The organism is Pedobacter sp. UC225_65, assembly GCF_042698365.1.
Classification (GTDB): Bacteria; Bacteroidota; Bacteroidia; order Sphingobacteriales; family Sphingobacteriaceae; genus Pedobacter.
The window spans coordinates 1,145,006-1,157,913 of sequence record NZ_CP170550.1; the positions used below are offsets into that span (position 1 = coordinate 1,145,006).

Annotated in this window: 10 protein-coding genes, 1 other RNA gene and 3 pseudogenes; 12 read left to right on the forward strand and 2 right to left on the reverse strand. The window is 41.8% G+C overall.

Going from position 1 to position 12,908, the window contains the following annotated elements; genetic code table 11:
• Nucleotides 1–10: 10 nt before the first annotated feature.
• Nucleotides 11–671 (reverse strand): annotated as a pseudogene (fsa, locus tag ACFJIZ_RS06005) (fructose-6-phosphate aldolase).
• A gap of 87 nt (nt 672–758) precedes the next feature.
• Nucleotides 759–858: signal recognition particle sRNA small type (ffs, locus tag ACFJIZ_RS06010), an RNA gene on the reverse strand.
• Between the two features lie 363 nt (nt 859–1,221).
• Here ffs and gltB point away from each other — a divergent pair.
• The 12 genes and pseudogenes from gltB to ACFJIZ_RS06070 all read left to right on the forward strand — a co-directional run.
• Nucleotides 1,222–4,700, forward strand: a pseudogene (gene gltB, locus ACFJIZ_RS06015) (glutamate synthase large subunit); the annotation flags it as partial.
• Nucleotides 4,701–5,033: 333 nt separating this feature from the next.
• Nucleotides 5,034–5,390 (forward strand): hypothetical protein, encoded by a 357-nt coding sequence (locus ACFJIZ_RS06020; protein ID WP_379093909.1) that lies wholly within the window; start codon nt 5,034–5,036, stop codon nt 5,388–5,390.
• Between the two features lie 13 nt (nt 5,391–5,403).
• Nucleotides 5,404–5,727 (forward strand): hypothetical protein, encoded by a 324-nt coding sequence (locus ACFJIZ_RS06025; protein ID WP_379091600.1) that lies wholly within the window; start codon nt 5,404–5,406, stop codon nt 5,725–5,727.
• Between the two features lies 1 nt (nt 5,728).
• Nucleotides 5,729–7,195 (forward strand): glutamate synthase subunit beta, encoded by a 1,467-nt coding sequence (locus tag ACFJIZ_RS06030; RefSeq protein ID WP_379091601.1) that lies wholly within the window; start codon nt 5,729–5,731, stop codon nt 7,193–7,195.
• 459 nt (nt 7,196–7,654) lie between these two features.
• Nucleotides 7,655–8,410 (forward strand): DUF6597 domain-containing transcriptional factor, encoded by a 756-nt coding sequence (locus ACFJIZ_RS06035; RefSeq protein WP_379091602.1) that lies wholly within the window; start codon nt 7,655–7,657, stop codon nt 8,408–8,410.
• A gap of 25 nt (nt 8,411–8,435) precedes the next feature.
• Nucleotides 8,436–8,900, forward strand: coding sequence for an FAD-dependent oxidoreductase (locus ACFJIZ_RS06040; RefSeq protein ID WP_379091603.1), 465 nt, complete (start codon nt 8,436–8,438; stop codon nt 8,898–8,900).
• Nucleotides 8,852–9,580, forward strand: a complete 729-nt coding sequence (locus ACFJIZ_RS06045) for an FAD-dependent oxidoreductase (RefSeq protein ID WP_379091604.1) — start codon at nt 8,852–8,854, stop codon at nt 9,578–9,580. Before ACFJIZ_RS06040 ends, ACFJIZ_RS06045 begins: the two co-directional genes overlap by 49 nt.
• 197 nt (nt 9,581–9,777) lie before the next feature.
• Nucleotides 9,778–10,197 (forward strand): annotated as a pseudogene (locus ACFJIZ_RS06050) ((2Fe-2S)-binding protein); the annotation flags it as partial.
• A 52-nt stretch (nt 10,198–10,249) separates the two neighbouring features.
• Entirely contained in the window at nt 10,250–10,399 is a 150-nt protein-coding gene (locus ACFJIZ_RS06055) for a 2Fe-2S iron-sulfur cluster-binding protein (protein WP_379091605.1), read from the forward strand.
• Nucleotides 10,396–11,379, forward strand: coding sequence for an FAD binding domain-containing protein (locus ACFJIZ_RS06060; RefSeq protein WP_379091606.1), 984 nt, complete (start codon nt 10,396–10,398; stop codon nt 11,377–11,379). The genes ACFJIZ_RS06055 and ACFJIZ_RS06060 overlap by 4 nt, the downstream gene beginning before the upstream one ends.
• The gene (locus ACFJIZ_RS06065) at nt 11,379–11,693 is read left to right on the forward strand and encodes a hypothetical protein (RefSeq protein WP_379091607.1); all 315 of its coding nucleotides are present in this window, start codon (nt 11,379–11,381) and stop codon (nt 11,691–11,693) included. The genes ACFJIZ_RS06060 and ACFJIZ_RS06065 overlap by 1 nt, the downstream gene beginning before the upstream one ends.
• A 35-nt stretch (nt 11,694–11,728) precedes the next feature.
• The gene (locus tag ACFJIZ_RS06070) at nt 11,729–12,892 is read left to right on the forward strand and encodes a xanthine dehydrogenase family protein molybdopterin-binding subunit (protein ID WP_379091608.1); all 1,164 of its coding nucleotides are present in this window, start codon (nt 11,729–11,731) and stop codon (nt 12,890–12,892) included.
• Nucleotides 12,893–12,908: the final 16 nt, after the last annotated feature.

A 12,908-nucleotide genomic window follows, 5' to 3' on the forward strand; every position in this document is an offset into this window, starting at 1 on the left:
GTAAAAAGGCTTATTTCTTGCTAGCTTTCTCATGGTCAGCTAAGAAAGTAGCCAAACCACTATCAGTTAACGGGTGTTTCAATAAGGCAGTGATCGCTGCCAAAGGAGCTGTAATTACATCGGCCCCTAATTTAGCACAAGCTACAATATGTAATGGGCCACGGATTGAAGCTGCTAAAATTTCTGTTGGGTAACCATAATTGTCAAATATCAAACGGATGTCTTCGATCAATTGCAGACCATCAGTAGAGATATCATCTAAACGACCTAAAAATGGAGATACATAACTTGCACCAGCTTTTGCAGCCAGTAAAGCCTGTCCTGGAGAGAAGATCAATGTACAATTGGTTCTAATTCCTTTACCAGAGAAATATTTAATGGCTTTGATACCATCTTTGATGATCGGTACTTTTACAACGATCTTAGGGTTAAGTGCCGCCAAAGCTTCACCTTCTTTTACAATACCTTCAAAATCTGTAGCAATAACCTCAGCACTTACATTATCATCAACAATATCGCAAATGGTTTTATAATGTGCAATCACGTTTGCATCACCAGAAATACCTTCTTTGGCCATTAAACTTGGGTTAGTGGTTACACCATCCAAAATGCCTAGAGTCCTGTGCTTCTTTGATCTGATCAAGATTTGCTGTATCAATAAAAAATTTCATAATCCCTAAAATTCCGTGAGGAAACAATTAATATAAGAGAAACCCTGATTAGTTTAACATCGCCCCTTCAGGGGGTTAGGGGAAAAAAATGGGCAAGCAACTTTTATCGCACCGCTACAACCTTCTACCCTTGCTTCGTTCCCGCCCTGGGGGAGTTCAAAGGGAGCTGATCGTAAAAGACTTGCCCGGCACAAAGGTAGCAAAAGCACTCATTTTACAAAAAAAGAAATTGTTTATTTTCAGATATAAATATATCTGTTTGATTAGTAATGATTTGTAGAGGGCCTAATTTTGAAAAATGTGTTCAAAAGGAGAGTATCCCCCTAATTGAAGCTTTTTGAAACGACTAAAAACACCAATGTTATGCATAAATAACAAACTACAATATTGTCAAGTTCGTAATTGATAACGATATCTATTGTCAAATTGTAAATTTACCTCACATATTTTAACTAGAATATATTTATTTCCTAAAAATATTATTGATAATGTAATTTGACGTTCATTTTGTTTAACTTAGTGTTTCCTATACACTAACCTAATACCAAAGATGATTGACTTGAATGAACACCAAGGACTATACCGTAAAAGCTTCGAACATGATGCCTGTGGCATTGGTTTCGTTGCCCATGTGAAAGGGCGCAAATCGCACCAGATCATTTCAGATGCCATTACCATTCTCGAGAACCTAGACCACCGTGGCGCTTGTGGTGCAGAACCAAACACAGGCGATGGGGCAGGATGATGATCCAAGTGCCACACGAGTTTTTATTTGACGAATGTTTGAGAACAGGTTTCAGCTTACCTGCTTATGGCGATTATGGCGTAGGCCAACTTTTTTTACCCAAAGATCCGGGCAAGAGAAGAGTGCCGAGAAATCATCTATCGTACGGCAGAGAAATTGGGCCTAGAGATTTTGGGATTTAGAAAGGTACAGGTAAATACAACAGATATTGGTAACATGGCACTTTCTGTTGAACCAGAGATTGAGCAGGTATTTGTAGCCAGACCTTACAACATTGCCGAAGGAGCCGACTTTGAGCGTAAGCTTTTTGTACTGAAAACTTACCTGACCAAAACCATTTACAATACGGTTGCAGGGAGTAAGGAAGATTTTTATATCGTTTCCTTTTCTTCGCGCACCATTATCTATAAAGGACAATTAACTTCTTTACAACTCAGGACTTATTTTACAGAACTGAGTGATAAACGCATGGTATCGGCTTTTGGCTTGATCCACTCGCGTTTTGCTACCAACACTTTCCCGTCGTGGCGTTTGGCACAACCTTTTAGGTTTATCGCCCATAATGGCGAAATCAATACCCTACAGGGCAACCTGAACTGGTTCAGGTCTAGCGTCAAATCATTTGCCTCTCCATATTTTACACCAGAAGAACTGAACATGATCCTTCCGGTAATTGACGAGACCCAATCAGATTCTGGCTGTTTAGACAATGTGGTAGAACTTTTATTGCATGCAGGGCGTTCATTGCCTCATGTATTGATGATGTTGATCCCAGAAGCCTGGGATGGCAATGAAGACATGGACCCAATCAAAAAAGCCTTCTACCAATTCCATGCTTCCTTAATGGAGCCTTGGGATGGACCAGCGGCTATTGCTTTTACTGATGGAAGACTGATTGGTGCCACCTTAGACCGTAATGGACTACGCCCTTCGCGTTATGTTCTCACAAGTGACGACCGTGTGATCATGGCCTCAGAATCAGGTGCATTGGCCATAGACCAAAGTACCGTAATAGAAAAAGGAAGGTTAACACCAGGCAAAATGTTTGTGGTAGACATGCAACAAGGCCGAATCATCAGCGACCAAGAGATCAAACAACAGGTTTGCGGACGTAGACCTTATGCCGATTGGATTAACCAATACCAGATCAAACTAGAAGAACTGCCAGAGCCAAGGGTAATGTTTACCAACCTCGCTGCCGATTCTATCTTTAAGTACCAACAGGTTTTTGGCTACAGTACAGAAGACATCGATCTTTTACTAAAACCCATGGCCATCGAAGGCAAAGAAGCCATTGGATCAATGGGTACAGATACCCCATTGGCCATTCTATCTAAACAGCCACAACACCTTTCATCTTATTTCAAACAATTGTTTGCACAGGTCACCAATCCACCAATTGACCCGATAAGAGAAAAAGTGGTGATGAGTTTGGCCGGTTTTATGGGCAATAACGGCAACCTGCTCGAAGAAAATCAGATGCAATGCCATTGCGTAGGTATCAAACATCCCATCTTAACCAATTTAGAATTAGAGAAGCTTAGAAGTATAGATACAGGCCTGTTCCAATGTAAAACGCTACAGATGTATTTTAGAGCAGATGGTAAAGCTGGAGCCATGGCCAAAGCCTTAGATCGTTTGTGCCGTTATGCGGTAGATGCAGTTGAAGATGGTTTTCAGGTAATCGTACTTTCAGATCGGGCCATCGACTCAGAGCATGCAGCCATTCCATCGTTATTGGCTGTTTCTGCCGTACATCATCACTTGATCAGAAAAGGTTACCGTGGTGCAGTAGGCATCGTGGTAGAGGCCGGTGATGTTTGGGAAGTGCATCATTTTGCTACCTTGATCGGTTTCGGAGCAACAGCCGTGAACCCATATCTGGCTTTAGAGACCATTAGAGGTTTTGATCAAGAGAGCGGTCTGAAACCAGACAAGTTGATCGCCAATTATATTTATGCCGTTAACAGCGGCCTATTGAAGATCTTTCTAAAATGGGGATTTCTACCTTACAATCCTACCATGGAGCACAGATCTTCGAGATTTTGGGCATCAATGAGCAGGTAGTGAATACCCACTTTACAGGAGCGGTATCGCGTATTGGTGGTTTAGGATTGGATGAGATTGCCCATGAAACGCTCATCAAACACCGCCGGAGTTTTGGTCCAAAAACACAAGCCGAACCAATTTTAACAGCTGGAGGCACCTATAAATGGAGAAGACGTGGTGAAAAACACCTATTCAATCCAGAAACCATCCACTTGTTGCAAAACGCAACGAGAAGAAATGACTTTGCTACTTTTAAAAAATATTCGAAGCTGATCAATGAGCAAACTGCTCAGGCCTACACCATCCGTGGTTTATTAGAATTTAATTATACCCGCCCAGCAATAGGTTTAGATGAAGTTGAATCAACAGAATCAATCTTGAAAAGATTTGCTACAGGTGCCATGTCTTTTGGTTCCATTTCTCACGAAGCCCATTCTACCTTAGCCATCGCCATGAACCGCATTGGAGGAAAAAGCAATACAGGCGAAGGTGGTGAGGACGAAATGCGTTACCAAAAAATGGCCAATGGCGATTCGATGCGTTCGGCCATTAAACAGATTGCTTCTGCACGTTTTGGCGTAACCAGCTATTACCTGACCAACGCCGACGAACTACAGATCAAAATGGCACAAGGCGCCAAACCAGGCGAAGGTGGACAGTTACCTGGACATAAAGTAGACGATTGGATAGCCAAAGTTCGCCATGCTACACCAGGTGTAGGTTTAATCTCACCACCGCCACACCATGACATCTACTCGATCGAAGATCTGGCTCAATTGATCTTCGACCTTAAAAATGCGAACAGAGCCGCCAGGATCAATGTAAAATTAGTTTCTAAAGCAGGTGTAGGCACCATCGCTGCAGGCGTTGCCAAGGCACATGCCGATGTGATCCTCGTTTCTGGTTACGATGGTGGCACAGGGGCATCGCCTTTAACTTCGATCCAGCATGCAGGCTTACCTTGGGAACTTGGTTTGGCCGAGGCACACCAGACCTTGGTTAAAAACAGGTTGAGAAGTAGGGTGGTAGTACAAACCGACGGGCAATTAAAAACAGGCAGAGACATTGCCATTGCGGCTTTATTGGGGGCTGAAGAATGGGGTGTGGCTACAGCCGCCTTGGTAACTTCTGGCTGCATCATGATGCGCAAATGCCATTTAAATACTTGCCCTGTTGGCGTGGCTACCCAAGACCCAGAATTGAGAAAACTCTTTACCGGCGATGCAGACCATGTGGTAAACCTATTCCATTTCTTGGCAGAAGAACTGCGCGAGATCATGGCAGAACTGGGTTTCAGAACCGTAAATGAGATGATCGGCCAATCGCAGGTATTACAGATGAGAGCGATTGACGATGCCGATTGGAAATTGAAATATGTGAATTTAAAACCAATCTTACATAAAGAACCAGACAATGGTTTACCCTTATATCAAACTGAATTCCAAGACCATGGTTTAGAACAGGTTTTAGATGATCAGTTGATTGCCAAAGCACAATCAGCCATTTTAAACAACGAGCCAGTATTTGCCAATTTCGATGTTAAAAATACAGATAGGGCCATTGGCACGATGCTGTCTAACGAAATCTCTAAAGTGCACAAAGGCAGTGGACTTGCTCCAGACACCATCAACTTTAAGTGTTTTGGATCTGCTGGACAAAGTTTTGGTGCATTTGCGGCCAAAGGCTTAACCTTATCATTAGAAGGTGAAGGAAACGATTATGTGGGCAAAGGACTGTCTGGTGCCAAATTGGTCATCTATCCTTTCGGAGACATCAATTATGTGCCTGAACAGAATATCATTATCGGTAATGTAGCTTTATATGGAGCCACATCTGGCGAGTTGTATGTAAGAGGTAAAGCAGGCGAACGTTTTGCTGTGCGTAATTCTGGTGCAACTGCTGTGGTAGAAGGTGTAGGTCGATGATGGTTGCGAGTACATGACAGGAGGTGAAGTATTGGTAATTGGTGATACAGGAAGCAACTTTGCCGCCGGCATGAGCGGAGGTATAGCCTGGATCTACGATGTGAATGGCACCTTTGCCAAAAAATGCAATCCAGAGATGGTAGACCTTGATCCTTTACAAGCCGAAGATGAAGAAAGGATAACCACCTTATTGAAGAGCCATATCAGACTCACCAACAGTAGGGTAGCAGAGTTTATTTTAAGTGATTGGGAAACACAATCAGCACATTTTGTAAAGGTATTTCCTAAAGAGTACAAAGCAGTTTTATTACAACGTCAACAAGTTAAAATCAATTAAGATGGGAAAAGTGACAGGATTTTTTGAATACGAAAGAGTTTCGCCTTCAAAACAGGAACCAACAGAACGCATCCAACATTACAAAGAGTTTTTGGATTCCTTGCCAGCCGATCAATTGAACAAACAAGCTGCTCGCTGTATGGATTGTGGTGTACCTTTTTGCCAGTCGGGTTGTCCGTTGGGTAATGTCATTCCAGAATTTAACGATGCCGTTTACAAGGGAGATTGGCTAAATGCAGCCGAAATCTTGTTGAGCACCAACAATTTTCCGGAGTTTACAGGTAGAATCTGTCCCGCCCCCTGCGAAAGTGCCTGTGTATTGGGCATCAACAAATCGCCAGTGTCTATTGAGGAGATTGAAAAACATATCATTGAAATCGCATTTGATAAAGGTTACATCAAAGCCAATGCCCCTTTGATCAGAACAGGTAAAAAAGTGGCAATAATTGGTTCAGGTCCTGCAGGCTTAGCTGCTGCCGCACAACTCAATAAAGCTGGTCATGAGGTGGTAGTGTTCGAACGAGACGATGTACCTGGTGGCCTATTGCGTTATGGCATCCCAGATTTTAAACTGCAAAAAGATGTGGTTACAAGAAGGATAAATTTAATGGAAGAAGAAGGCATTACTTTTAAATGCAATGCCAATGTAGGCGAAAATGTAGAATTAAGTACGCTTTTAAGGGATTACCAAGCTATAGTATTGGCCGGAGGCTCTACTATTCCACGTAATTTAAACCTACCTGGAAGAGAATTAGATGGAATCCATTTTGCCATGGATTTTTTAAAACAACAGAATAAACGTGTAGGTGGAAGGGTAATAACTGAACAGGAATTGAAGGCAACGGATAAAAATGTCATCGTTATTGGTGGTGGTGATACAGGTTCTGACTGTATTGGTACCTCAAACCGTCAAGGCGCCAAATCTGTTACCCAGTTCGAGATCATGCCCATGCCACCGCAAAGCAGAACGGAACATATGCCTTGGCCGCAATATCCAATGTTATTAAAAGTGACTTCTTCGCATGAGGAAGGCGCACATCGAAATTGGGCAGTAAACACTCAAAGATTTAATGCAGATGAACACGGCAACTTAAAATCGCTCAGTGTAATTGAAGTGCAATGGGAAATTGATGCAAATGGTAAGGCTTTAGGTTTTAAGGAAATTCCAGGTACGGAGAAAGAATATCCTTGTGAACTGGTCTTATTGGCGATGGGTTTCTTACACCCTCAAAAAGAAGGTTTATTGGCCAAACTGGGAGTTGAATTAGATGAAAGAGGCAATGTGAAAGCGATTGAAGGAAACTACCAGACCAATATACCAAAGGTTTTTGCCGCTGGCGATATGCGTAGGGGACAATCTTTAGTAGTTTGGGCCATTTCTGAGGGGAGGGAAACTGCCCGTAAGGTAGATGAATATTTAATGGGTTATAGCAAGTTGCCATCTAAAGATGCGATTGCTTACGCTTAAATAAACTAAAGTATGGGTCGGGATTACAAATCCCGACCTTTTTTATACCACATAGAATTGACTTTTTAAATTAATAAAATGTCAGTCTGAGCCTGTCGAAGACTAGACCAACAAATACTTTGGAAAGCCCAACATGGTAATTTTTTTTTAAATAATCTAGGTCTTTATTGTCTAAATGTTTGACCACATAGATACATAGAACACATAGAATTGGTTTTTATTAAGATTTGTCATGCTGAGGAAAAAAGCATCTCCATTCGGGATAATTATAGAAGAAGATTTACTTCGTAGCTGCTTCGCGGTCTTCACTGCGTTCAGAATGACAAAAACTGACTATATAAAATGTCAGTCTGAGCCTGTCGAAGACCACCTCAACAAACGCTCCGACAAACCCAGCATAACAAATCTGTTTTTGTTTGTTTATTATCTAGTGCTGTATTTATATTTACATCACAAATCATGTCCAACCAGTTCGTCTTTCAATCTCTTGCCCCACCTCCAGAACTTTCTGATTTTGTAGAAAGCTTTTGGTTACTCAAAAACTTATCAGACCAAGAACAGGACATGGTGATCATGCCCGATGGAAGAGTAGACCTTTTCTTCACGTATTCTGATACAGAGCCCTTTCAAGCTATGCTGATGAACTTAGACCTCAGTCCATCACAAAATACAATGCCGGGCAAAACCGTCATTTTTGCCATCAGTTTAAAATTATTGGCTATCGAATATTTTTTAAACACATCCATTTCTGATCTTCCAGAGCATGTAAAAACATTACCTCAAAATTTTCTAGGTATCACCCTCAACGACCTAAGTACCCTCGAGCATTTCACTCAAAAAACAACATTGGCCATCACCGAACAATTAAAAACGAACATCGATGAAAGGAAAAGAAGATTATTTAGGTTATTGTACGCTTCAAATGGTTCAATTACAGTAAAAGAACTGGCAGATAAAGTCCATTGGACAAGCCGCCAAATCAACCGTTATTTCACACAACGTTTTGGTATTCCTTTAAAAACCTATGCCAACATCTTACGTTTCAAAGCTTCTTTTGAGCAGATCAAAGCTGGAAAACTCTTTCCAGAGCAAGATTTTGCAGACCAATCGCATTTTATCAAAGAAGTCAAAAAATATGCAGGTGTAAATCCTAAAAGTCTGGCCAAAAATCAAAACGACCGATTTATACAATTATTGAATTTGCCTAAGGACTAGTTTTGTAGTACAAAATTAGACCGTTATGTTACTTAAAAATAAAACAATAGCCATTGTAGGTGGCGGCCCAGGCGGATTGACGCTGACCAAGCTTTTACAGCTGAAAGGTGCCAATGTAAAAGTATATGAAAGAGATTTCAATAGCGATGTACGTGTTCAAGGTGCTACACTTGACCTACACGAAGAATCTGGACTGGAGGCGTTGCGCCAAGCAGGGCTGATTGATGAATTTTATGCCAATCATCGTCCTGAAGCTAGAAAATTAAGGATCATGGACAAACATGCTGCCATTAGATTAGATTTACATGAAGCTGCAGACCATGAAGAAAACCGTCCTGAAATAGACCGTGGACCACTAAGAACGATACTTTTAAATTCTTTGTCTCCCGAAACCGTGGTTTGGGACAGTCAATTTGTAAGTATGGTACCCTATAAGGATGGATGGCAATTAAATTTCAAGAATGGTACGAGCGCAACTGCAGTCTTGTAATTGCGGCAGATGGAGCTAAGTCTAAGACTCGTCCATACCTAAGTTCAACTAAACCGATCTATTCGGGTGTTACAGCCATGGAGGGGAATATCTATCATGCACAAAAACATGCCCCTCAACTAAATGAATTGCTAAAAGGAGGGAAAATCTTTGCTTTCGGGGATGAACAATCGTTGATCCTAAGTGCCAAAGGCGATGGAACACTTTCATTCTATACCGGATGTAAAGTTGATGAGAATTGGGCAACTACGAGTGGTATCGATTTTACCAACAAGGCACAGGTATTCAATTGGTTTAAGACGGCATTTGGTACATGGGATCCTGTTTACCGAGAATTATTTGAATTTGAGGAATTGGTATGCATCCCAAGACCACAATACTATTATCCATTAGACCAAAAATGGGAAACTTTACCCAACCTGACCATGATTGGTGATGCGGCCCACCTGATGCCTCCTTATGCTGGTGAAGGTGTAAATATGGCCATGCAGGATGCTTTGGAATTGAGCCAACAGCTAACCAGCGACACGTTTCCTGATCTTCAAACGGCCATTGCCGCTTTCGAAAAACAGATGCTGGTTAGAGCATCAGCTGTTACTCAAGATACTTTAGATTCAACAGCAATGCTACACTCCAAAGATGCCACCAACAGGATGATCAACATGTTTGAAGCGCATTGATTGAAATATTGTCATTCTGAAAGCTGGTCGGGATTTGCAATCTCGACCTTTTTTATGCAGAAACTAATAGTTGATTAGGATTTACAACTCCAATCTTTCATCATAGAATCCTTCTAAATTACCATTAACCTATGTAAACATATCCTATTATCACGATATTAGAACATTGTCCATTATTGTAATTAAATCTTTTGCACATGTCTAAGGTCGATGCCAATCCATCTGGTGATACCCGCCGTGATTTCTTAAAGAAAACATCGCTGTTCACCGCACTCTCTTTAACGCCATTAACGGTATTAAAGGCAGCAGATCAACACGTTGATGAACGTTTTGCTCAGCTTTTTGAGAAAATACCACTCAATCTAAAAGTGAATAATAAACCTTATGCACTCAAGATAGAACCAAGGGTTACCTTATTAGACCTGCTACGAGAGGAACTACATTTAACAGGCACCAAAAAAGGTTGTGACCACGGACAATGCGGGGCTTGTACGGTTCATGTTGATGGGCAAAGGATCAATTCTTGTTTAAGCTTAGCGGTAATGAACGAAGGCAAAAGCATTACCACCATAGAAGGTTTGGCCAAAGGCGATGAATTACATCCAATGCAGGCCGCCTTTATTAAACATGATGGTTTTCAATGTGGTTACTGCACACCCGGACAGATCGATGAGTGCTGTAGCGTGTATCAGAGAAGGACATGCCAATTCAAAGGACGAAATCAGAGAATACATGAGTGGCAATATCTGCAGGTGCGGAGCTTATCCAAATATTGTAGATGCCATACAAGAGGTTAAAGAAAAGGGGGCATCGATATGATCAATTTCCAATATGTAAGAACTTCAATAGTTAAAACTGCCTTAAGTTTGATCAATAAAGATCCCAAAGCAACTTTTATTGCTGGTGGCACCAACTTGGTAGATTTAATGAAAAGGGGAGTTACCGCACCCGAAAAGCTGATCGATATCAACCATCTACCTTTAAAGAAAATAGAGCTGGTTAACAATGTATTGCAGATTGGTGCTTTAACTGCGAATTCGGCAGTGGCCGAAAATGCCTTGGTCAAAGAAAAATTCCCTTTGCTAATGCTGGCGCTACAATCGGGTGCCTCTGCACAGTTGCGTAATGTGGCAACAGTTGGTGGCAACATGATGCAACGTACACGTTGTGGTTATTTTTACGACATTACCATGCCTTGCAATAAACGTGAGCCTGGTAGTGGTTGTGGAGCCATTGGTGGTTACAATAGAATGCATGCCATATTTGGCACTTCAGAGTCGTGCATTGCCGTACATCCCAGCGATATGTGCGTGGGTTTGGTAGCTTTAGATGCCAAAGTTGTAATTGCAGGGTCAAAAGGAGAAAGAAGGATTAATTTTATCGATTTCCACCGTTTGGCTGGCAACACACCAGAAAAGGACAATAACCTACAAAAAGGCGAATTGATCATGAGGGTAGATATTCCTACCAATAACCTGAATAAAAATTTCCATTATCTAAAGGTAAGAGACCGTTCATCGTATGCTTTTGCATTGGTTGCTGTTGCAGCTGCCTTAGACCTTAAAGATGGCAAAATTAACGATGTTCGCTTAGCCATGGGTGGTGTAGCACATAAACCTTGGCGTTTAACTGCCGCAGAAGCTTTTTTAAAAGGAAAAGAAGCCACAAAAGCAAATTTCGAAGCTGCTGCACAACTGGCCATGAAAGATGCCAAAGGTTATGGAGAAAATGATTTTAAACTGAAATTGGCTCCTAACACAATTGTCGAAGCATTAACCGTTGCTAAAGCTAAAGCCTAATGGAAGATTTATTTTTTATAGATGAAAACGACCGTGTAGACGGTATAGATAAAGTAACCGGAAAGGCCAAGTACTTTGCCGAGTTTCAATTGCCCGGACAAACTTATGGTGTATTGGTAACCAGCACCATTACCAAAGGGAAGATTACCGCCATAGATACCAAGGCTGCAAGCAATGCCCCAGGTGTTTTAGGGGTATTATCTCATCTCAACAAACCTTCTGCGGCTGGTTATGAGCAAACTGGTGGTTCGCCCATGAAGATTTTTTATACGGATAGATCTTCTTTAATGGACAGCCCATTGCCATTGTTGTAGCGGATACTTTTGAAAGGGCCACTTATGCAGCCTCATTGGTAAAGGTAAGTTATAAAAAAGCTGCCTTTAACACCAATTTTGAAGGCAGCATCAAGGATACAGGCGTAAAAAAGCTACAGGGACAACCTCCATATGTAAGGGGAATAGCCGATGCTTATAAAACTGCTGAGGTAAAACTAGAACAAACTTATACCATGCCTGTAGAAACCCATAATCCAATGGAACTACATGGCATTATTGCCGATTGGCGAGCAAATGACCAAGTTACTGTGTATGCCAAAACACAAGGAGTAAAAGCTACCCAAAGTACAATTGCCAATACATTCAAGATTCCTGCTGAAAACATACAGGTGAATTCTGAGTTTGTAGGTGGTGGTTTTGGAATGGCCTTGAGGACTTGGCCTTTGGAAATTGCCGCAATTATGGCATCAAAGCATTTAAAACGTCCAGTAAAGTTGGTGATTACCCGCGACCAAATGTTTACCATGGTAGGTAATCGACCTGCTGCACATCAGAAGATAGGCATAGGGGCTACAAAAGATGGGAAAATTACTGGTATTACCCATACGGCATTCGGACAGACGGCTACCTACGAGAATTTTAAGGAAGGTGTAGTCAACATGACCAAGTTCATGTACGATTCTGAAAACGTAAATACCAATTATTATGTCATCCCATTGGATATGGGCGTACCCATCTGGATGCGTGGACCTGGCGAGGCAACTGGAGCTTTTGCGTTGGAAAGTGCCATTGACGAAATGGCCAATGCTTTGGACATGGATCCTCTAGATTTTAGGATCAAAAATGACCCCGAGAAGGTACCCGCACAAAATAGACCTTTTTCTAGCAAATACATTAAGGAAGCTTATCGGTTAGGTTCGGCAAAGATTGGTTGGAGCAATAGAAAAAACAAACCTGGAAGTATAACTGAAGGCCCATGGCAAATTGGCTACGGCGTGAGTATCGGGGTATTTAATGCGGGTAGAGGTAGGGCAAGTGTAAAGGGGATTTTAAAGGCTGATGGCACATTAGTGCTACAAAGTGCAACCAGTGACATTGGGCCTGGCACTGGAACAGGGATGACTTTGATTGCCAGCAAATTGATGGGACTGCCTGTTAACAAAATCACTTTTGAATTGGGCGATTCTTCGCTCCCCCCGCACCAAGCCAGGGTGGTTCCGCTACTTTATCTACAGTAGGTTCTGCAGTTAACGA